Origin of the sequence: Vibrio sp. HA2012 (assembly GCF_002812955.1) — a bacterium.
Taxonomy (GTDB): domain Bacteria; phylum Pseudomonadota; class Gammaproteobacteria; order Enterobacterales; family Vibrionaceae; genus Vibrio.
Window position 1 is genome coordinate 369793 of record NZ_PFXK01000001.1, and the last position, 21757, is coordinate 391549.

The following is a 21757-nucleotide window of genomic DNA, read 5'->3' on the forward strand; positions in this document are numbered from 1 at the left end:
AAGAAGCATTTAAGGCGGAAAATAGAAGTAAATAGCGAAAAAAACACCAAGCGGACTTTTAATTTTAGTCACAAACTGTTTTACTTGCCACGTTTTAAACATCAGATCTTTTTATTTGTGTGTACAGATATCTTTACACCTTTCTGGTGTTTGTTTACAAACACAACATAAATCAACGGAAAAATATAATGGCAAGTAATTCAAGAGGTCAATTTTCATCGAAATTTGGCTTTATTATGGCTGCGGCAGGTTCAGCTGTCGGGCTTGGTAATATCTGGGGGTTCCCGACACAAACAGCAAGTAATGGCGGAGCTGCATTCCTGTTTGTGTATTTGGCCATGGTTTGTGTACTGGCCTATCCTATGCTGGTTGCAGAACTGACTATCGGTCGTTACGGGCAGTCAAATCCTATCCAGTCACTGAAAAATGTCTGGCCTAAAGGTAAGGTAGGGGCGGTATTGCTGGGTACAATCGCAATGATGGTTGCGTCTCTTATTCTTAGTTTTTACTCTATTGTCGCCGGTTGGCTGGTCGGCAGTTTTGCAGGAAGTGGATTTGAGATTCTGGGTATGCAGAGTGCGGCTGACTGGGTCACTGGCTTTGGTGAATCACGTAATCTACTGCTGATGATCATTTTTATGGCAATGACTGCGCATGTTGTGAAAAATGGTGTTCATGATGGTATTGAAGCCTGGTCTTCCCGTTTGATGCCAATTCTGTTCGTTCTTTTTGCTGTACTAATTGCTTATATCTTTACTCAGGATGGTGCAAGCGAAGGGCTGAAGATGTACTTGATCCCTGATTTTTCCATGATCACACCCAAACTTCTGGTCAGTGCCATGGGGCAGTCATTCTTTTCACTGTCTCTGGGGTGTGCAACCATCATGGTGTATGGCTCTTATCTGAGTAAAGATGTGAATCTGCCTAAGACCGCTATGCAAGTCGCAATGGTTGATACTGCCGTTGCTATCGGAGCCGGTCTTTTGATCCTTCCTGCTATGTTTGTAGCGAAAAATAATGGTGTAGAAATTTTCTCTGAGACTGGTGAGCTATTAAGTTCTGATACTCTGGTGTTTACCGTTCTGCCAAATATGTTTCATACTATGGGGATGATGGGGAATATTGTCAGCCTGGTTTTCTTCCTGCTGATGATTATTGCCGCTCTGACTTCATCGATTTCGATGCTGGAAGTTCCTGTTGCATGTGCTATTGAAGAACTGAACCAGAAACGTACTACAGCTGTAATTTGGATTGCCGGTGTTATTACTGCGATTGCTGCTGTGATTGTATTTAATTTTGGTGCATTGTTTGGTCTGGTAATTAAAATCACAACAGTTTACGGTCAGCCTCTTCTTGGGCTTTGCTGGGCACTGCTGGTTGGCTGGGTATGGAGCCGGGATAAAGTGCTGACAGAGATTAAACAGGGCTATCCTGAGCTGGAAAAAGGTGTGTTCTGGAAAATCTGGCCATGGTATGTGCGTGTTGTTTGTCCTGTACTGATGCTGTTGGTATTCTTCGCATAATTCCTTGTTGAAACATACTTTCTGCATGACAAAGCTGGTTTCTTTTGTCTGAGCCGCTATACTTGGCGCTTGTACAGAAGGCCAGCTTTATGTTTGATATTCTTTATACCCATCCTGATTTTATTCTTATCAATAAACATCCTGACGTTAGTGTCCATAAAGATAATGGCGACATTATGCTGACACAGGAAGTCGCTAAAGCCGTTAATGATGAACGTCTTTATCTGGTACACCGTCTGGATAAAATGACCTCAGGCATTCTTTTACTGGCGAGAACTCATTCTGCTGCCAGTCAATTGTCACAATTGTTTGCCGACCGGAATGTTGAAAAATACTACCTTGCTTTGGGCAGTAAAAAACCGAAGAAAAAGCAGGGAGTGGTCAAAGGGGATATGCAGCGTTCCCGCCGTGCAGGCTGGAAGTTGCTTCCAAGTCAGAATAATCCGGCTATTACGCAGTTTTTTTCTCTGGCCGGAGAGCCCGGAGAACGTTTTTTCCTTTGTAAACCTTACACGGGGAAGACACACCAAATTCGGGTGGCACTGAAGTCGCTTGGTTCCCCTATTGTGGGTGACCCGATTTATCTCCCTTCTGATAAGGCTGACCGTGGCTACCTGCATGCTTACGCTATCAGCTTTACTTATGCCAACGAAACCTACCGTTTTATTTGTAACCCAAATGATTACCCTGCTATGGGGCAAAGATGGGCAACAGAGGAGGCCAGGCATGTATTGCAGGAATGGCTTCAGCCGTGGGCATTGACCTGGCCGGTAATTTAATTTTTCTGATGGATTTAGTCGTAATGCAACAGGCAGAATTGCAACATTTCTTCTCTCATATTCATACCCAGTTACAACAGGCTCCGGATGAAATTCGACGTTTGTTCCATGGCCGGGGCAAATGTTGGCCAGGGCTGGAGCAGTTGACCTGTGACTGGCTACAGGGGCAATTGGTTGTCAGTGTGTTTAAGCCGGTGGATGGCGCTTTTCTTCAGACACTGAAAGCGGGTCTTTCTGCTCTTTCTCAGACAGCTCTGTGGCAAGGAAAACAAGGTCGAGCGATACTGCTTCAACATCGGTATCAGAATGGAGCGCCTGCAGAGATTCTGGCCGGTGAGCTTGATGCATCTCCGGTAGTTACTGAGGATGGGTTAAAATTCCAGCTCGAGCTGGGACGTAATCAGAATTCAGGGTTGTTTCTTGATATGCGCAGAGGAAGACGCTGGGTTCAGGCAAGGGCAAAAGATAAACGGGTTCTGAATTTATTTGCTTATACCTGTGGTTTTTCTGTTGCAGCGATTGAGGGCGGAGCAGAAAAAGTGGTTAATGTCGATATGGCCAAAGCTTCCCTGAGCAAAGGTCGGGATAACCATCGCCTGAACGGACATGATACCGGTAAAATCAGCTTCTTTGCTCATGACATTTTCAAATCCTGGGGCAAAATAAAGAAAGCCGGTCCCTATGATTTGGTTGTTATTGATCCGCCATCCTTTCAAAAGGGCAGCTTTGCATTGAGCAAAGATTATAAAAAGATTCTGCGTCGGTTACCTGAACTGTTAACAAGCGGCGGCGAAGTTCTGGCTTGTGTTAACTCTCCGGCAGTCGGTTCTGACTTTTTGGTTGAGAGTATGCAGGAAGAGTCTCCGGGGATTCAGTTTCAATACCGTCTGGATAATCCGCCCGAATTTTCTGATCTTGATGACGATTCCAGTCTGAAGGCAATGGTTTTCAAAAAAATGGTCTCTAAATAAAAATAACAATAGATAGATTCTGATATCTCACTGATTATTAGGAAATAAAATGAATAACTTAGTTAACCGATTTATGCATTATGTCACTTTCGATACACAATCCGATGCGGATAGCCTCTCCTGTCCCAGTACTCCGGGACAGCTGGTTCTGGCGCAGGAACTGAAAAATGAACTGATTTCTATCGGCTTGTCGGAGGTTACTCTGGATGAAAATGGCTATCTGATGGCTACCTTGCCGTCTAATGTGGATTATGACGTTCCGGTTATCGGTTTTATTGCACATATGGATACGGCTCCGGATGAAACGGGGAAAAATGTAAGCCCTCAAGTAGTAAAAAACTATCAGGGTGGGGCGATTCTGTTGGGCAACAGTGGTGAGATGCTATTGCCGGAACAGTATCCGGATCTGGATAATTTGCTCGGGCATGATTTGATCACAACGGATGGTACAACATTACTTGGTGCTGACAATAAAGCCGGAATAGCTGAAATAATAACAGCGATGGAACATTTGCTTACCAATACAGATATCCCTCATGGTGATATCCGTATCTGTTTTACACCGGACGAGGAAATCGGTCGTGGGGCAGATCATTTTGATGTGGATGGTTTTGGTGCTGAATGGGCATATACGATTGATGGTGGTTTGGTAGGGGAACTGGAATATGAAAATTTTAACGCCAGCTCAGCTAAAGTTGTTTGTCACGGTGTGAGTGTGCATCCCGGCACAGCAAAAGGAAAACTGGTTAATTCTATGCTGATTGCCGCCCAGTTCCAGCTTATGATGCCAAAAGATGAAACGCCGGAATGTACGGATGGATATGAAGGATTTTATCATCTGACATCGATCAAATCTGGTATTGCAACGACTGAGCTACACTATATTATTCGTGATTTTGAGCGCAGTGGTCTTGAGCGGCGTAAAGTGTTTATGCAGGGAAAAGTTGACGAGCTGAACACTATATTGTCAAAGGGGAGTGTCAGCCTTGAAATTTCTGACAGCTACTTCAACATGAAAGAAATGGTAGAGCCCCATAAGCATATTATTGAACTTGCCCATCAGGCTATGCAGGCGTGCGGGGTTGAACCTATGGTTAAACCGATCCGTGGCGGTACGGATGGTGCCCGTCTTTCCTTTATGGGACTACCGTGTCCGAATATTTTTACTGGCGGGTATAACTTTCACGGTATTCATGAGTTTATCAGCATTAACGGTATGCAGAAAACGGTCGAAGTCATTATGAACATTGCTGAAAAAACCGCGATAAGGCAACAATAATCAGGTTATTTTTACGAAAGGTATACGGAATGAAATATGCGCTTATTACTCTGACGATCGCCCTATTTTTAAGTGGATGTGCAGAGACCTGGAAAGGTGTGAAACAAGATTCCTCTACAATCTGGGATAAAACCAAACAGACCACTGGGGACGTTGTTCAGGGAACAAAAGAAGCCATTCATAAAGCAACAGAGTAACTAGGAAAAATACCCTCTGTCATTTTGCAGTGTGACGCAGTTACTGGGAAATGACAGGGGATCAGTTATTGATTTTCTGCGCAGCTACTTGCGGAAATACGCTGATCAACCAGCAGTTTTCCGCGAGGGTTTCTCATTTTTATCTGATATTCCAGTCCGAGTTCCAGATTAGTTTTGATCTCTTTATTCGCACAGTAAAAATGAATACTTGATTTCAGCAATTCATCAATCGGTTTCTGTCCGTTGTAGAGCATCATCAGCGTGACAGTTCTGCCGTGTGATTTTGCTTGCATCACAGTAAGAGGTCCGTGCTCAATCGGAAGGTTAGCTGAAAGTATATCTGCCCTGTGTCTGGCAATCGCTTCGAGTTGCTCTTGTTTATCCATACCTGACGAACAGGCAGTCAGGGCAATAAGCAGTACCGGTATCAGGACTTTTAGCGGAGAGAAGTTTATCATCAGAACACTTTCTTAAATGGCTTAACAATAACGTTTTGATAAACACCGGCTGCGACATACGGATCCGCATCGGCCCATGTTTTTGCATCATCTAAGGTGGCAAAATCAGCGATAACAGTGGAACCGGTGAAACCTGCTTCGCCCGGATTTTCGCTGTCAATGGCAGGCATCGGGCCCGCTGTTAGCAGACGGCCTTCATTCTGGAGTGATTGCAGGCGTTCCAGGTGCTTTTCCCGCACACTCAAGCGTTTTTCAAGAGAGTCTGCAACATCCTGAGAAAAAATAACGTACCACATATCCTTATCCTTACTTTGTTAATCTTTTTACCGGCCTTGGGCGGCCTTCGCTATCGATTGCGACATAATTGAATGTCGCCTCACACACTTGATAACGCTCACCGACGCTATCGATGTTTACGGGTTTAACCCAAACTTCCAGGCTAACGGAAAGGGATGTATTACCTATACGGGTACACTCTCCGTGAACACAGACGACATCCCCAACCCTGACTGGCTGTTTGAAGGTAATACTGGACACCGAAACCGTCACCACACGACCATGAGAAATTTCTTTTGCCAGAATAGCACCGGCAAGGTCAATCTGCGACATAATCCACCCACCGAAAATATCGCCGTTAGCATTGGTATCTGCTGGCATAGCCAGTGTTCTCAGTAATAACTGGCCACGGGGAATCGCATCGTTATCAATATGTTTTCTTATCATACGGGGGTTCCCTCAGGACTCTTCTTTAGGCATGTGTTTGTAAATATAGACACCGGTCAGCAGCATAAAACTAAATGTCGCCGCCAGCAGACCAAATACCTTGAAACTTACCCATACATCCAGTGGCAGTCGAAAAGCGACATAAACATTAATGGCAGCACACAAGGTAAAAAATCCAACCCAGGCCCAGTTGATCCTGCTCCAGACATATTCCGGCAGGGTAATCTCTTTACCTAACATGCCCTTAATAACTGGTTTTCCCATAGCATGAGTAACCAGCAGACCGATAGCAAACAGAGCATAAATAATGGTGACTTTCCATTTTATAAAGTCATCATTATGGAAGAAGATGGTCATACCGCCAAAAATGCTGACAATAATGAATGTTACTAACTGCATTTTTTCCACTTTCTTATACAGAAAGTAGGTCAGAGCGATTTGGAGAGCGGTGGCAACAATCAGAGCCCCGGTTGCTGCGTAGATATCATACATCTTATAGAGAGCAAAAAAGATGATGAGAGGTATAAAATCAATAAGTTGCTTCATGTACAGCCTGCATTTTCAGTAAGATCTTGCATAGTCTATCGGATCCGTCACCAGAGCTGAACACTCAAATAAGAGACTGCAGCCGAAAAACCGTGAAACAAAGCCATTCTATCCTATTTCAGGGTCTGAACCCATACCTGAATCGCGGTTCGTGTATGGTGAATGAAACCTTATGAAAAATGTGATTTTATTACTACAGTCATCTGATTAGAATGAAAGGAAATATACTTCCGGAAATTAAGCCGCTATGCCATTAAATAAGACAACATCTGTTAGTGCTCCTCATGCCGCGATTATCGGAGGTGGTATTGCCGGTTCAACAGCGGCCATTCATCTGGCTGAGCAGGGGATAAAGGTAACCTTATTTGAACAGGGACCAGGACTGGTAAACGGGCCACCGATTTGCCACTTACATGCTGGAGGGAATTTGTACAGGGAGATCTCGAACAAACAGTGTATTGAATTGCTGAAGCAGTCTGTTGAAACCGTGCGTCTGTACCCTCATGCGGTGAATATTCGCCCAACGGTTATCGCCACTCCCAAAAAGGACAAAAATAGTGCTCAGGCATTGTTACCCCGATTGGAGGCGATTCGTTCAGCGTATCGGGAACTGGTTGCTGAGGACGAGGAAAATGCAGTTCTGGGTTCTCCAGAGGATTATTTCCGGCTTTATCATCGGGAAGAATTGGAGATGATTGCAAAACGTAAGCAGCCGTCAGAGCCGGCAGTGTTTGACGACTGGATGATTCCTTTTGCCAGAGAGGTTCGGCTGGATGCCCTGAAATACCCGGTTGTGGCCGTACAGGAGTTTGGTCTGAGTTTGTTCCGGCTGGCTGCGAGTGTCACCCTTGCACTTAATAATCATCCTTACTGTACGGTACAGATCGGATGCACTTTGCAATCGGCTGAACGCCAGAGACATAACTGGATTCTGGGGTATCAGGACGCTCAGGGTCAGGAGCAGAACATCGAGGTGGACTATCTGATTAATGCAGCAGGATACAGAACCGGTATGGTGGATGATCTGGCCGGGCAGCCCCGGCAACGTTTGGTTGAGTTTAAATCAGCCTATATTACCCGCTGGCCGGTATCCGATATGAGCTGGCCTGAAGTCATCTTTCACGGTGAACGGGGAACCCCGCAGGGAATGGCTCAACTGACACCTTATGCTGACGGGTATTTTCAGTTGCACGGGATGACAGAAAATATCACTTTATTCAAAGGGGGATTAGTCGCTTCAGGCAGCATGAGTTCACAGCCCAAGTTACCGGATCCTTTGGAGCGGAAAATAACAAGTGGCTGGTCCGAAGACGTGATGGAACAGCGAACAGAGCGAGCCATTGAGCATATGAGTCAGTATATACCAAATTTTCATTTGGCAGAATTTGGTGGTAAGCCGTTATTCGGCGCTCAGCAGATCCCCGGTACGGATGCGACATTAAGAGCGGTTGATGTTTCATTTACCGACAACAGTTATGCCCGAGTGGAAATCGTTAAGGCCTCATCAGCGTATCAGGCAGCAAAGCGGATCAGACAGCAACTGGTACTGGAATGGGCAGAAAAAACAAAGGTTGGTTGTGACGGCGTCACCTTGTCGCCAGAAAAACAGCATCCTCGACTGGCAGATTTAAAGAGAGAAGAGGTCGAACGCCTGGCAATACGGCTTGCACAAAGCCGTCACTACCCGGAAGCTTTGGCAAAATTTACCTGATAAAAAGCCACTCGTTGTGGAGTGGCTTTCTCTATTCCCTGAATGTATTTCGGTAAAGCAGGGGGTTATGCTTCCTGCTCTTCCAGTTCAGCTTGAACAGCTTCTTCTTCAATCAGGGCGTCAACTATAACCGCACAGGCCGCATCGCCTGTGATATTCAGAGCCGTGCGAATCATATCGAAAATACGGTCCAGAGCGAACAGAAGCGGCAAGCCTTCAATCGGAATACCGGCAGACAACAGAACGGCCACCACGAGGAAAGAAGGCCCTGGAACACCAGCCTGGCCTACTGCGCCTAATGTTGCAGTCAGGATTATGGCAATATAAGCCCCCATGCTCAGATCAATATTGAATAGCTGAGCAAAGAAGATGGCAACCAAGCCATAGTAGATTGCGTTGCCGGACATATTGATGGTTGCGCCCAGAGGCAGAACAAAAGAAGCCGTTGAGTTACGAACGTTCAGATCATGCTCTACAGTATCCATTGTCACCGGTAGCGTTGCCATCGAAGATGCTGTTGACAGTGCAACTGCCTGAGGTTTTTTCATCGCAGACAGGAATTTACGGGCAGATTGCTTAGTAAGCAGCTGGATCATGGCAGGATAGACGACAAAGCCGAAGATAAGAATCGCTGCAACATAAACAACAAACAGTTTCAGGACGACAGTCAGTGCGCTGAAGCCAAAGGTACCGACAGCTTCTGCCATCAGGCCGAAGACTCCCAGAGGTGCAATTAGCATTACCTTGTTAATCATCCAGATCATGGCATCAACAATCGCGTTCACACCTTGGATAAGTGGTGCACGACGCTCTTTTTCCAGCTTGGATACGGCAATACCAAAAAACAGGCAGAAAACCAGAATCTGCAGAATATTGGCTTCATTCAGTGACTGGAAAACGTTGGTTGGGATCATACCAGTAATGGTTGCCCAGAAAGTTGGTAGTTCACCTTTTGAAGCATATTCGGAAGAGAACATACTCTGGATACCGGAGACATCAATCCCTGAACCCGGCTGGAAGATTTCACCCATTACCAGCGCCAGAGCAACAGCCAGAGCCGATGTCACAGCGAAGAAACCTAGTGTAACCACACCCACCTTGCCGGCTGACTGGCTGTCTCCAAGACCGGCAGCACCGGAAATTAGTGCAACAGCAACCAGAGGGATAACCAGCATCTTAATCAGATTGATAAAGATATCACCCAGAGGCGCGAATACAGAGGCAGAGTCCCCCATGGTGGCGCCAGCAATTGTACCGAGCACCATAGCAATAACGACCTGAACACCGATATTGCTCAGTAAGTTTTTTTCTTTCGACACGTAAGAGATCTCCATTCTTAATAATCGAACATTGAACATGTTGTGTATGAAATAACCCACTACATAGCTGGTTATGATTAGAGGTTCATACCAGATTAACGGACAATGTGTGGTTTTATATCGGGTACAGTGTTGTACATGCAATACTCTCTTTGTGCAAGGGCAGAAGTAACAAAAATCGTTTTAAAAGGTTAAATTGGATAATTATGCTGAGGAAACGTTTGCGTGGCGAAAGGAGTGCATAAAAACAACGCCACTCCGGTTGAGAGTGACGTTAATGATCAGACGGATATTGAAATCAGGATTACAGTTGTGTGGCAGCCTTCATGGAGGAAATAAAATTGGCCAGTTCTTTTAACATCTTGTCTTCATCATCAAGGTTAGATTCAATAATCTTCACGACAGCAGAACCGGAAATAGCACCGGCAGCGCCCGCAGTAATCGCTTCTTTAACCTGTTCTGGCTGTGATATACCAAAACCAAGCAGTGCCGGTGGGGCATCGAACTCTTTCAGTCTGTCCAGCATATGATTTACTGGCATTTTTGCTTTGGTTTCTGTGCCGGTTACACCCGCCCGGGACAGAAGATATGTGTAGCCTCCGCCCAGCTCAACGACTTCTTTTAATGTATCATCACTGGCTGTCGGAGGAGCGATAAAGATAGCATGTACACCATGTTCCTTTGCGGCATAGATAAAGTCGGAACTTTCTTTTGTCGGTACATCAGCCACCAGAACGGAATCGACCCCGGCTTCGGCACAACGTTTATAGAAGTTATCGATACCGCGTGAATAGACCAGATTGGCGTACATCAGCAATCCGACAGGTAATTCAGGGTATTTGATGCGGATTTGTTTGATCAGATCAAAGCAGATATCCGGTGTTGTTTGTGCATTGAGTGCCCGGATATTTGCTCCCTGAATGGTCGGACCATCGGCTGAAGGGTCAGAAAATGGGAATCCCAGCTCCAGTGCATCGGCACCGGAGGCGGCAAGTGTGTCTATGACCTTAAAAGATAACTCAGGGGTCGGATCTCCAAGGGTAACAAAAGGTACAAATGCCCCTTGTTTTTTGTCTTTCAGGCGGGCAAAAAGAGATTGATAGCGATCCATTACATAACTCCTTTTTCTTCTAAGATCTTGTGGACGGTGAAAATGTCTTTGTCACCTCTGCCGGAGAGATTGACCACCAGGAGCTGTTCCTTCTGCGGATTGTCTCGTACCATTTTTAATGCATGAGCCAGCGCATGGGAGGACTCCAGGGCAGGAATAATACCTTCGTGTCGTGCCAGTTCCTGAAATGCATCCAGCGCTTCATCGTCAGTAATAGAATCATATTCCGCACGGCCAATTGCATTAAGATGTGCATGCTGAGGGCCAACGGAAGGGAAATCCAGACCTGCAGAGATGGAATAAGACTCTTCTATTTGTCCATGTTCATCTTGCATCAGTGGTGATTTCATACCAAAGAAAATTCCCATCCGTCCATGTTTCAGTGGTGCACCATGCTGGTCAGTATCAATACCTTTACCAGCAGGCTCAACGCCGATCAGGCGTACAGATGTTTCTTCAATAAAATCTGCAAACATACCGATAGCATTGGATCCTCCGCCAACGCAGGCAATTACAGCATCAGGAAGACGACCTTCTTTTGCTAGGATCTGGTGCTTGGTTTCTTCTCCGATCATACGCTGAAATTCCCGTACTATGGTTGGAAATGGATGCGGGCCAGCTGCCGTTCCCAGCAGATAATGGGATGTTTCATAGCTCGCAGACCAGTCACGCAGGGCTTCGTTACAGGCATCTTTCAGAGTGGCTGAACCGGAATGTACGGGGATAACTTCTGCCCCCATCAGTTTCATGCGGAACACATTCGGACTCTGACGCTGAACATCTTTTGCTCCCATATAAACCCGGCACTTCAACCCCATCAGTGCGCAGGCCAGAGCGGTTGCAACCCCGTGCTGTCCGGCTCCTGTTTCGGCAATAATTTCGGTTTTACCCATGCGTTTTGCCAGCAGAGCCTGTCCGAGAACCTGATTGGTTTTGTGCGCTCCGCCATGCAACAAATCTTCACGTTTAAGATACAGCTTGCTCTGAGTTCCATTAGTCAGGTTACGACACAGTGTCAGGGCTGTAGGACGCCCGGCATATTCCTGCAGCAATCCCATAAATTCGGCCTGAAATTCAGGATCTTTCTGTGCATCAATAAATGCCTGCTCCAGTTGTTCCAGTGCCGGAACAAGAATTTGTGGTACATATTGTCCACCAAAGTCGCCAAAATAGGCTTCTAGCTTAGCCATTGTTTAATTCCTTTTTAATAATTTCTGATATTCTCAAATGCCTGCTTCAGCCTCTGCGGATCTTTTTTCCCGGGGATATTTTCTACACCCGAGTTCAGATCCAGACCGAGACAGCCCAGAGAGGCCGCTTGCTTTACGTTGTCCGGATTCAGTCCGCCGGCCAGCATGATATTGTGAGTATCATCCAGAAGTGACCAGTCAAAACGGATCCCGGTTCCGCCGGAGCATGTTCCTACTTTGCTGTCCAGTAAATGACGTTCTATATTCTGTTGCATAAGTTCAGGAACTGATTCGCTGACACCGTAAGCCTTCCAGATGCAGCATAGTGCTGGTAACTGATCATGCAGTATATTGATAAACTCCTGCGTTTCTTCCCCGTGCAATTGAACGGCAAACAGACCCAGAGTTCTGACCGTTTCAGCAATTAATTCAACAGGCTGATTCTGAAATACGCCCACATATTTTAAGGGTGCAGCATGCATGATCTTAGCTGCGGTATTTATATCAATTCTGCGTTTGGATTGTTCGGCAAAGATAAGTCCGCCATAGACAGCCCCAGCCTGGTAGGCGGCTGTAGCATCGTCTGCTGAGGTGAGCCCACACACTTTATTTTCTCCCAGCAGAACACGTCTCACGGCCAGTTCCAGATTATCTTCTTCCATCAAAGATGAACCGATCAGAAAACCATTCGCAAACCGGCTTAAATCATGAACCTGCTGGTTGGTATGGATGCCGGATTCGGAAATAATGGTCGTACCTTCAGGAAGACGGGGTGCCAGTGTTTTTGTTCTGTTCAGATCAATGCTTAAATCCCGCAAATTGCGGTTGTTGATGCCCACAACTTTAGCCTGCAGAGCAATGGCTCTTTCCAGCTCATCTTCATTACTGACTTCGGTCAGAATCCCCATATTCAGCGAGTGCGCCACTTCGGCCAGTTCACGGTATTTTTCATCATCCAGAACGGACAGCATCAATAAAATGGCATCTGCCTGATAGTAGCGTGCCAAATAGACCTGATACGTATCGAGCATAAAGTCTTTGCATAGTAGCGGTTGCGTGGCAATAGCACGGATTTGTGGCAGAAACTCAAAATTACCCTGAAAATATTTTTCATCGGTGAGTACCGAAATTGCACTGGCATGATTTTTATATACAGATGCAATGTAGTTAAGGTCAAAATCATCGCGGATCAGCCCCTTGGAAGGGGAGGCTTTTTTACATTCCAGAATAAATTCAGTCCGGCCGGTAGCGAGCGCCTGATAAAAACTGCGATCTGCAGGAAGCAGGTCTCCTTTGAAACTTTCCAGCGGCTGAGCCTGTTTACGTTTTTCCACCCAGATCTGTTTATCAGCCACAATCTTTGCCAGTACCTGAGCCATTTCTCGGTTTTGTTGTGATATATATTCTGACATTCGTTATTTAGCCTCTTTTTGCCAGTTGCAGAACCAGCTCATATGCCTTCCCTGAGTTTATGACCTCAATGGCTTTTTGAGTATTTGCTTTCAGGTCTTCATGACCAAACAGGCGCAGCAATAGTGCGACGTTAACGGCAACGGCGGCGACCTGAGCTTCACTGCCTTTTCCGGTAAGAATATGGGTAATAATTTCCCGGTTCTCATCGGGGTTTCCGCCCTGAATCGCTTCCAGAGGATGAACGTTAACACCAAAGTCTGCCGGTGTCAGTGTGTATTCCCGGATCTCACCATTGATAATTTCAGCGACCAGAGTGTCACCATGAATTGCTACTTCATCCAGTCCGCTGCCAAAAACAACAGCAGCACGCTTCATACCTATTTTTGCCATCGTTTCGGCGATAGGGCGTACCAGAGAGGCATCATAGACTCCCATCAGTTCAATGTTCGGCCGGGCCGGATTAATTAGTGGGCCAAGGATATTGAATATGGTTCGGGTTTTCATTGCCTGACGTACAGGCATCGCATGGCGAACACCCCCGTGATACTGAGGAGCAAAAAGGAATGCGACCCCCAGATCATCCATGGCTTGACGGGTATCTTCGGCGCTCATTGCCAGGTTGATACCAAATGAGTCCAGCAGATCAGATGAACCGGATTTGCTGGATACTCCACGATTACCGTGTTTCGCAACTTTAACACCGCAGGCAGCGGCAACAAATGCGGCTGTGGTGGAAATATTAATGGTATTTGCTCCGTCTCCGCCGGTACCAACAATATCCGCGAAATCATAATCCGGACGGGGAAACGGGCTGGCATTTTTTAGCAGAGCAGATACCGCGCCTGCAATTTCGTCCGGAGTTTCTCCTTTGATCTTCAATGCGGTCAGAACAGCACCCAGAAGGATAGGATCCATTTCGCCTTTAATAATGGTGTCAAACAGCTGCTGACTTTCGTGCTGTGTCAGCGATTGTTGTGCATACAGTTTATTGATGATCGCTTGCATAATTCTTCCTGTCATTTTCTGTTAATGGTTACTGGCTGGATCAGCTCAGTGCCCATTCAATGCTGTTTGCCAGCAAAGTGGCTCCATAAGTGGTCATAATCGATTCCGGGTGAAACTGAAATCCGCATATCCGATCCTGTTCATGTACAACGGACATCACCAGACCATTAACTTCTGCGGTAATGCTGAGTACATCAGGAACCTCTGTAGCGACCAGAGAGTGGTAACGCGCAACAGACATAGGTGAAGGCAGTCCCTGATAAACGGGGTGATTCTGATGTTCCATCATTGATACTTTTCCATGCACAATTTCACCAGCTCCGGAGACAGTACCGCCATAGGCTTCTACAATGGCCTGATGACCAAGACAGATACCAATAATGGGGACTTTGCCTTTCAGTATCTGGAGTAATTCTGGCATACAGCCGGCTTCTGAGGGCGCTCCTGGTCCAGGAGAAAGAACAACAACCGGCCTATCCATTCTTCTAACTGCATTGGCGATGACCTGCGCAGGAATATGGTTCCGATAGATAGTGACGGTGTGACCCAGTGAACGGAACTGGGCAACAAGGTTATAGGTAAAGGAGTCAAAGTTATCTACAAATACAATATCAGTCATATCATTTCCTTTACGCTGTATGGGCTTTCTGAATTGCGGAAATAACCGCCTGAGCTTTGTTGCGGGTTTCGTCGGCTTCTGCCTGAGGGTCAGAATCAAAAACTACACCGGCTCCCGCCTGAACCTGAGCGACGCCATCTTCTACATAGGCAGAGCGGATCACGATACAGGTATCAAATTCACCTTCTCCGGAGAAGTAGCCGACTGCGCCGCCGTAGCTGCCTCGCCGGGTTTTCTCAACATCACGGATAAGTTGCATAGCCCGAATCTTCGGTGCACCGGTTAGTGTGCCCATATTCATACTGGCCTGATAAGCATGTAATGCGTCCAGATCACCTCTGAGTTGTCCGACCACCCGGGATACCAAATGCATTACGTGGCTGTAGCGGTCCGTTTTCAGCAAATCGGCAACGTGGCGCGTACCAGCTTCAGAAATCCTTGCTACATCATTGCGGGCCAGATCGACCAGCATCATATGCTCGGCGTTTTCTTTTAAATCACTACGCAGATCAAGCTCGATCCGGCTGTCCAGATCAAAGTCGATAGAGCCATCTGCTTTTTTACCGCGATGGCGAGTACCGGCAATCGGATAGATTTCGATTTGGTTGGTTTCTGCGCAATATTTCAGGGCACTTTCCGGAGAGGCGCCGAATAGAGTAAACAACGCATCATGCATATAAAACATATAAGGGCTGGGGTTACTTTGCTTCAGTTCTTTGTAGGCTGGAAGGGGGGCTGGACAAGGCAAAGTAAAGCGGCGGGAAGGGACAACCTGAAAAATATCACCTTTAATAATATGTTGCTTCAGATCGGATACGATCTGACAAAAATCGGTATCAGAAATGCTGGCAACGGGTTCACACTGAACGAGTTTCTCTGTTTCCCGCAGAGGCGCAGGTTGATGGCTCAGGCTCTGAATCTCCATCAGGCGGTTTTTCAGGGTGTGTCTTGTGTATTCAGAACCATCAAACAGGCTGGCCTGAACGGTACAGGATCGTGCCTGATGGTCAATGATCATCAGAGTTTCAGCCAGATAGAATACATAATCCGGGCAGCGGTTAATCTCACCGGCATCTCCGAGCGGTTCGAAGTTTGCGACCATATCATAGGCAAACACTCCTCCCATAAAAAGACCGAATTTGTCAGTATGATTCTGATTAAAGCTGTGACGAATAATTCTCAGAGCATCAAACGTGGATGGTTCGCGCAGGCGGCTGTCTTCGTCGAGATTTTCGTCCGGACGGCTGAAATGCATTATCAGCTTAGACTCTTCTTCAGAGACGCTGATATGGTCTGATAAATGCGCCCGGATACGTTTTAGCACCTGATGTCCGTTTTCAGTCAGTGCCTCAAGCTCAACATCATGCTCCCGACAGATAAGACGCACAGCGGCATCGATAAGAAGCATACTTTTCAGATCTTCTTTTGAATCAATATCAGCTGACTCAAGCAACAGACTATTGGTTTTATCTGCACACAGTACCTGAAAAAGACGGGTCGGGTCGTCAGAATAAGGTACATCGCAGTGGAATGTTTCCAGCAGACCTTGCTCTTTAATGTTTATGGCCTTATTCATAAGACCTCCTGTATATTTGTTATTAAATCCGTTTGTTATCCATATTGACACAATGCTTTCTGATTCCCAATGGGCATTATCAGTGTGGCAGTGAAGAGATAAATAAACAAAAAGCCCGCGGGTCAGGCGGGCTTTTTGTTCTTGTTACGCTATCAGAAATATGTGTCAGCCCACCCGATCTGTCGTCCAGGTTTGCCACCAGTTGAATTGTACAAAACCACTGAGAAAAGAGTGGAGAAAAATTTTTTCTATCGTTTGATGTTGTGTTTCTTGTAACATGATGTTGCTCAACAAGTTTTGCATTCTGAAATTATGTACTAGTTAACTAGTTTGAGTATGAAAAGTCAAGCCCTAAATTATAATTTATCCAGATTAGCTAGAAATTAATGAAAATAGATCTACACAGCCATACAACTGCCTCTGACGGACATTTATCGCCCGAAGAGCTGATCAACCGAGCTATTGAGTTTGGAATCTCAGTTCTTGCCATCACAGATCACGATAATGTGGATGGACTGGAGGCTGCTCATCAACATATTCAGACGCATCAACTGGATATTCAACTTATTGACGGTATTGAAATTTCAACGCTGTGGGAAAATAAAGACATTCATATCGCGGGGTTGAATATTGACCGCAACAGTGATGCCCTTAACCATTTCATTACCGGACAAAAGCAAAGACGGGAAGAAAGAGCAAAAGAGATTGCCCGGCGTCTAGAAAAGGTAACCCGGGAAGGGGTGTATGATGATGTTTGCGAAATAGCCGGTGATGCCGCTATTACCCGTGCGCATTTTGCCCGCTGGCTGGTTAACCATGGTTATGCAGATACGATGCAAAAAGTATTCAAAAAATATCTGACCCGGAAGAATCCCGGTTATGTACCGCCTAACTGGTGCTCTCTCGCTGAGGCTGTAGCCGTAATTCATGCTTCCGGAGGACTGGCGGTACTCGCGCATCCGGGAAGATATGACCTGACGGCAAAATGGATTAAGAGGCTGATTGCTGCTTTTGTAGAGGCTGGTGGAGACGGGATGGAAGTAGCCCAGCCACAACAGGCACAACATGAAAGACGCAATTTGGCTGATTATGCTATACAATACAAACTATTAGCCTCGCAGGGTTCTGATTTTCACTATCCTTCTTCTTGGGTAGAGTTAGGACGGAACCTCTGGCTACCTTCCGGTGTTGAACCGGTCTGGAAAGATTGGGATATTATTCCAATAAAAAATATCGGTAATCCCGATAGTTAGGAGTTGTTATGAGCCAGTTTTTTTATGTACATCCGGATAACCCGCAAACCCGTCTGATCAGTCAGGCAGTGGCTATTATCCGTAATGGTGGTGTAGTTATTTATCCGACTGATTCCGGTTATGCACTTGGTTGCCAGCTTGAGAACAAACAGGCTTTGGAAAGAATATGCCGTATCCGGAAAATTGATGACAAACACAATTTTACTCTGCTTTGCCGCGACTTATCTGAGTTGTCACTTTATGCCCGAGTGGATAATGCAGCATTCCGTTTGCTGAAAAATAATACCCCCGGACCTTACACCTTTATATTTAAAGGCACAAAAGAAGTTCCGCGACGCCTGATGAATGCCAAACGTAAAACGATTGGTATCCGCGTACCCGATAATAAAATTGCCTTGGATCTTCTGGAAGCACTGGGTGAACCTTTAATGTCCACTTCGTTGATTCTGCCTGGTAATAGTACAACCGAATCCGATCCGGATGAGATACGGGATCAATTGGAACATGCTGTCGATTTGATTATGAATGGGGGGTATCTCGGTGAGCAACCGACAACGGTTATCGATTTTAGTGATGATGAGGCCGTTGTACTCAGAGTTGGAGCCGGTGATCCTGAACCATTTACATAACATTTCCATCCAATGCCGGTCAGACCGGCGGCCATTACGGGTCGCCGGTGCTGCGGATTATTTCTTATTGTGGATAATCCACTGAGAGAATTTTTCCTGATCCATTGCCGATGCTTTCAGGTACCACTCCTTCAATTGTTCAAAATCCGGTACAGCATTGTCACCGGCGAATGTATCCAGTGGGATATCGATAGGAATATTGTTTTCTCGGTTATATCTGGCGATAAGTCGGTCGAGATCACTGTAAGGGAGAAACCCTTTTTTCCCTTCTATCGGCGCATACTCGTAGTGCAGTTCTTTTCCTCCTGCCATCAGCTTTATAGCTGGCTGACCTTCAAAATGTTTTTTCGCCTGAGAAAGTTCATTAAATTCCGGAGCGATGATAGAAATATCCTGCTCACCGGCATCAAACATAAGAAGAAAAGGATTAGATTCAAAAGACTGCCTGTTAGAACCACGACCCATAGTGGTAAAGATTTTTACTGCTACCTGAGTAAAGCCGGATTCGATACTTACAACATCAGTGTCAGATGCTGTTTCCACACCATTTACCATCAATAGCCGGACACTTCTTTCCGGAGTTAATTCTGCGGCTGACACGGAACAAGTCAGACATGCGGCAAGCAGAGTGTAATAAGCTGATTTCATACCATTTATAACCTTGATTAATGAGGTCTGTGATTATTGTTTAATATCTGGAGAATGACTACTCCGGGTGGTTTCATTTTAGAAAAATTGAGCTTTTTTTACCTATTTAGAAATAAATGAAACATCGTCCTTTGTATCGATAGTGCAGAATGGATGGTTTTTCCGGCGACACGGCTTTTTACCTGTTAACAGGCAGGTTTTTATTGTTAATATATCAAAACCGGAAGCAAATAAACTCTGGCAAAACAAACACCTTCAGGTTACTTCGGTATACCCATAAATGCATAAATACGGATAGTAATAGTAGTATGAATAAGAGAGCTGATGCCTTAATGGTGCAGGGAACGACCTCTGATGCAGGGAAAAGTGTTCTGGTTGCGGGTTTATGCCGCGTGTTGGCGCGAAAAGGAATAAAGGTCGCTCCCTTTAAACCGCAAAATATGGCGCTGAACAGTGCGGTTACCCGGGATGGTGGGGAAATAGGAAGAGCTCAGGCTGTACAGGCATTTGCCAGCGGTATTGAACCAACAACCGATATGAATCCGGTCCTGCTTAAACCTAATACGGATATCGGTGCACAGATCATTGTTCAGGGAAAAGCGCTGACGGATATGGATGCGAAAAGCTATCATGCGTATAAGCCGAAAGTCATGCCTTATGTGATGGAGTCATTTGAACGCCTGCAACAGGAGTATGCTTGTATTATTATTGAAGGTGCAGGCAGTCCGGCAGAAATTAATCTTCGTGACCGTGATATTGCGAATATGGGATTCGCCGAAGAAGCCGATATTCCGGTCATTATTGTGGCCGATATTGATCGGGGTGGAGTATTTGCTCATCTGTGTGGAACACTGGATCTGCTGAGTCAATCAGAACAGGCGCGGGTCATCGGTTTTGTTATTAATCGCTTTCGTGGTGACATTGCACTGCTCCAACCGGGCCTAGACTGGCTGGAAGAGAAAACCGGAAAACCGGTTATTGGAGTTCTTCCTTATCTGCATGGATTGATGCTTGAAGCAGAAGATGCGATAGACATTCAACAGTTACACAATGATCAGCCACAACTGAAAGTAGTGGTACCTGTATTACAGAGGATCAGCAATCATACTGATTTTGATCCTCTTCGCATGCATCCCGGCATTGATCTTGAGTTTGTGGGGAAAGACCGGCCATTACCTGCTGCTGATCTGATTATTCTTCCCGGTTCAAAATCGGTTATCAGTGATCTGAATTTTCTTCGGGAACAGGGTTGGGATAAGCAGATAGAACGTCATCTGCGCTTTGGTGGGAAAGTGATGGGGATCTGTGGCGGATATCAAATGCTGGGGGAAAAGATTTCAGATCCTCAGGGTATCGAAAGTGATATTATCGAAGCGACTGGATTGGGTTTTCTGCCTGTTACTACGGAGTTGAAACAACATAAGCAATTGACTCGGGAAAAGGGGAGTCTGCAGCTACCGGGGCAGGAAAAAGTCAAGGTTTCCGGATATGAGATCCATGCAGGGGTAACAATGATAACCAGAGAGACAGCCCCTCTCTGGCTTGGTGAAAAAGCCGATGGTTGTCTGGGGATGGAACAACAGGTGTTTGGCACCTATCTGCACGGCATCTTTGAGCAACCGGAGGCTTGTGGGGCAATTTTACGCTGGGCTGGCCTGAATGATGCCGAAGGTATCGATTTTGCGCAGATACGGGAAAATGGCATTAATCGTATTGCTGATGCGATAGAACAGCATATGGATTTGGAAAGACTCTGGTCATTGATAAAGTAATTTTAAAAGAACAAACGATCCGGCAGAAAATTCGTGTATAATCTTTTGCCGCGAAAATCTCGGGGTTATGTTTGTTTCAATGGTCTGACGTCTGAGAAGACGACAAAAGGTATCTTAATGAGCGAAAAATTACAGAAAATTTTAGCACGCGCTGGTCATGGTTCCCGTCGGGAATTGGAAGCTTTGATCAAAGCTGGTCGGGTCAGTGTTAACGGCATGGTAGCAAAACTGGGCGAACGTCTGGAAGATGAAAATGTTACTGTGCGTATCGATGGTCATACTGTGTCTATCAAGGCTCAGGAAGAAGCCGTTTGTCGCGTACTTGCTTACTATAAGCCGGAAGGTGAATTATGTACCCGTCACGACCCGGAAGGACGTCGGACCGTATTTGACCGTCTGCCTAAAATTCGTGGTGCCCGCTGGATTTCTGTCGGTCGTCTGGATGCCAACACTTCTGGTCTGTTGTTATTTACTACTGACGGTGAACTGGCTAACCGCTTAATGCATCCAAGTCGTCAGGTTGAGCGTGAATATCTTGTTCGTGTCTTTGGTGATGTGACTGAACAGAAAGTGCGTAATCTGGTTAAAGGGGTGGAGCTGGAAGATGGTCTTGCCCGTTTTGAAGATGTTGTTTATGCCGGCGGGGAAGGAATGAACCACACCTTCTATGTTGTTATTAATGAAGGACGTAACCGTGAAGTTCGCCGTCTTTGGGAGTCTCAGGATACGACGGTAAGCCGTCTTAAGCGTGTACGCTACGGCGATATTTTTCTGGAAAAAACATTACCACGTGGCGGCTGGATGGAGTTGGAGCTGAAACAGGTCAACTATCTGCGTGAACTGGTCGAATTGCAGCCAGAAAGAACGACTATGATTGATCTGCAGAATACATCACGTAAACGTGAACGCTCCCGCAGTCAGAAAATCCGTCGAGCCGTTAAACGTCATGAAGAGCGGGTAAGTACACCAAAAGGGCGTTCTAACCAGCGGCGTAAGACCCCGGTAACAAAATCCCGCAGTCGTTAATTCGGACAA

22 protein-coding genes are annotated in these 21757 nt (G+C 46.0%); 10 read left to right on the forward strand and 12 right to left on the reverse strand.

Annotation, left to right across the window (positions count from 1 at the left end; genetic code table 11):
* The first annotated feature begins 188 nt into the window (after positions 1 to 188).
* The 5 genes from CSW98_RS01715 to CSW98_RS17600 all read left to right on the forward strand — a co-directional run bounded on the left by CSW98_RS01715 (position 189) and on the right by CSW98_RS17600 (position 4749).
* Positions 189 to 1523, forward strand: coding sequence for a sodium-dependent transporter (locus CSW98_RS01715; protein ID WP_100798716.1), 1335 nt, complete (start codon positions 189 to 191; stop codon positions 1521 to 1523).
* Between the two features lie 89 nt (positions 1524 to 1612).
* Complete coding sequence (locus CSW98_RS01720) at positions 1613 to 2302, forward strand: TIGR01621 family pseudouridine synthase (RefSeq protein WP_100798717.1); 690 nt, start codon at positions 1613 to 1615, stop codon at positions 2300 to 2302.
* Between the two features lie 23 nt (positions 2303 to 2325).
* On the forward strand, positions 2326 to 3273 hold the full coding sequence (locus tag CSW98_RS01725) for a class I SAM-dependent methyltransferase (RefSeq protein WP_100798718.1): 948 nt from the start codon (positions 2326 to 2328) through the stop codon (positions 3271 to 3273).
* A gap of 49 nt (positions 3274 to 3322) precedes the next feature.
* Positions 3323 to 4552, forward strand: a complete 1230-nt coding sequence (gene pepT, locus CSW98_RS01730) for a peptidase T (protein ID WP_100798719.1) — start codon at positions 3323 to 3325, stop codon at positions 4550 to 4552.
* Between the two features lie 29 nt (positions 4553 to 4581).
* Positions 4582 to 4749, forward strand: coding sequence for an entericidin EcnAB (locus tag CSW98_RS17600; protein ID WP_198517256.1), 168 nt, complete (start codon positions 4582 to 4584; stop codon positions 4747 to 4749).
* Between the two features lie 65 nt (positions 4750 to 4814).
* On the opposite strand, the gene CSW98_RS01735 is transcribed toward CSW98_RS17600, so the two are convergent.
* The 4 genes from CSW98_RS01735 to CSW98_RS01750 are packed head-to-tail and all read right to left on the reverse strand — an operon-like array spanning position 4815 to position 6476.
* Positions 4815 to 5207 (reverse strand): GspS/AspS pilotin family protein, encoded by a 393-nt coding sequence (locus CSW98_RS01735; RefSeq protein ID WP_100798720.1) that lies wholly within the window; start codon positions 5205 to 5207, stop codon positions 4815 to 4817.
* Entirely contained in the window at positions 5207 to 5503 is a 297-nt protein-coding gene (locus CSW98_RS01740; protein WP_100798721.1) for a YciI family protein, read from the reverse strand. Before CSW98_RS01740 ends, CSW98_RS01735 begins: the two co-directional genes overlap by 1 nt.
* 10 nt (positions 5504 to 5513) lie before the next feature.
* Positions 5514 to 5930: an acyl-CoA thioester hydrolase YciA gene (gene yciA, locus CSW98_RS01745; RefSeq protein WP_100798722.1), complete on the reverse strand. Its 417-nt coding sequence runs from the start codon at positions 5928 to 5930 to the stop codon at positions 5514 to 5516.
* A 12-nt stretch (positions 5931 to 5942) separates the two neighbouring features.
* The gene (locus CSW98_RS01750) at positions 5943 to 6476 is read right to left on the reverse strand and encodes a septation protein A (protein WP_100798723.1); all 534 of its coding nucleotides are present in this window, start codon (positions 6474 to 6476) and stop codon (positions 5943 to 5945) included.
* 247 nt (positions 6477 to 6723) lie between these two features.
* Between CSW98_RS01750 and CSW98_RS01755 the strand changes: the two genes are divergently transcribed.
* Positions 6724 to 8187 carry an FAD-dependent oxidoreductase gene (locus CSW98_RS01755; protein WP_100798724.1) on the forward strand — a complete coding sequence of 488 codons (1464 nt, stop codon included), beginning with the start codon at positions 6724 to 6726 and terminating at the stop codon, positions 8185 to 8187.
* A 65-nt stretch (positions 8188 to 8252) separates the two neighbouring features.
* On the opposite strand, the gene CSW98_RS01760 is transcribed toward CSW98_RS01755, so the two are convergent.
* The 7 genes from CSW98_RS01760 to CSW98_RS01790 all read right to left on the reverse strand — a co-directional run bounded on the left by CSW98_RS01760 (position 8253) and on the right by CSW98_RS01790 (position 16420).
* Positions 8253 to 9521 carry a dicarboxylate/amino acid:cation symporter gene (locus tag CSW98_RS01760; protein ID WP_443083642.1) on the reverse strand — a complete coding sequence of 423 codons (1269 nt, stop codon included), beginning with the start codon at positions 9519 to 9521 and terminating at the stop codon, positions 8253 to 8255.
* Positions 9522 to 9810: 289 nt separating this feature from the next.
* Positions 9811 to 10617 (reverse strand): tryptophan synthase subunit alpha, encoded by an 807-nt coding sequence (trpA, locus tag CSW98_RS01765; RefSeq protein WP_100798726.1) that lies wholly within the window; start codon positions 10615 to 10617, stop codon positions 9811 to 9813.
* Positions 10617 to 11807, reverse strand: coding sequence for a tryptophan synthase subunit beta (trpB, locus tag CSW98_RS01770; RefSeq protein ID WP_100798727.1), 1191 nt, complete (start codon positions 11805 to 11807; stop codon positions 10617 to 10619). Before trpB ends, trpA begins: the two co-directional genes overlap by 1 nt.
* 14 nt (positions 11808 to 11821) lie before the next feature.
* The gene (gene trpCF, locus CSW98_RS01775) at positions 11822 to 13219 is read right to left on the reverse strand and encodes a bifunctional indole-3-glycerol-phosphate synthase TrpC/phosphoribosylanthranilate isomerase TrpF (protein ID WP_198517257.1); all 1398 of its coding nucleotides are present in this window, start codon (positions 13217 to 13219) and stop codon (positions 11822 to 11824) included.
* 7 nt (positions 13220 to 13226) lie between these two features.
* The gene (gene trpD / locus CSW98_RS01780) at positions 13227 to 14225 is read right to left on the reverse strand and encodes an anthranilate phosphoribosyltransferase (protein ID WP_100798728.1); all 999 of its coding nucleotides are present in this window, start codon (positions 14223 to 14225) and stop codon (positions 13227 to 13229) included.
* A 40-nt stretch (positions 14226 to 14265) separates the two neighbouring features.
* The gene (locus CSW98_RS01785) at positions 14266 to 14844 is read right to left on the reverse strand and encodes an aminodeoxychorismate/anthranilate synthase component II (RefSeq protein WP_100798729.1); all 579 of its coding nucleotides are present in this window, start codon (positions 14842 to 14844) and stop codon (positions 14266 to 14268) included.
* A gap of 10 nt (positions 14845 to 14854) precedes the next feature.
* Positions 14855 to 16420, reverse strand: a complete 1566-nt coding sequence (locus CSW98_RS01790) for an anthranilate synthase component 1 (protein ID WP_100798730.1) — start codon at positions 16418 to 16420, stop codon at positions 14855 to 14857.
* 386 nt (positions 16421 to 16806) lie between these two features.
* Here CSW98_RS01790 and rnm point away from each other — a divergent pair, with 386 nt between their 5' ends.
* Together rnm and CSW98_RS01800 are read left to right on the forward strand one after the other, a co-directional pair.
* Positions 16807 to 17673, forward strand: coding sequence for an RNase RNM (gene rnm / locus CSW98_RS01795; RefSeq protein ID WP_100798731.1), 867 nt, complete (start codon positions 16807 to 16809; stop codon positions 17671 to 17673).
* Positions 17674 to 17681: 8 nt separating this feature from the next.
* Positions 17682 to 18302, forward strand: coding sequence for an L-threonylcarbamoyladenylate synthase (locus tag CSW98_RS01800; protein WP_100798732.1), 621 nt, complete (start codon positions 17682 to 17684; stop codon positions 18300 to 18302).
* Positions 18303 to 18359: 57 nt separating this feature from the next.
* Here the strand turns inward: CSW98_RS01800 and CSW98_RS01805 are convergent, their stop codons facing one another.
* On the reverse strand, positions 18360 to 18950 hold the full coding sequence (locus CSW98_RS01805) for a DUF2057 family protein (RefSeq protein ID WP_100798733.1): 591 nt from the start codon (positions 18948 to 18950) through the stop codon (positions 18360 to 18362).
* A gap of 308 nt (positions 18951 to 19258) precedes the next feature.
* Here CSW98_RS01805 and CSW98_RS01810 point away from each other — a divergent pair, with 308 nt between their 5' ends.
* Positions 19259 to 20722 (forward strand): cobyric acid synthase, encoded by a 1464-nt coding sequence (locus CSW98_RS01810; RefSeq protein ID WP_100798734.1) that lies wholly within the window; start codon positions 19259 to 19261, stop codon positions 20720 to 20722.
* A gap of 117 nt (positions 20723 to 20839) precedes the next feature.
* Positions 20840 to 21748 carry a 23S rRNA pseudouridine(2605) synthase RluB gene (gene rluB / locus CSW98_RS01815; protein ID WP_100798735.1) on the forward strand — a complete coding sequence of 303 codons (909 nt, stop codon included), beginning with the start codon at positions 20840 to 20842 and terminating at the stop codon, positions 21746 to 21748.
* Positions 21749 to 21757: the final 9 nt, after the last annotated feature.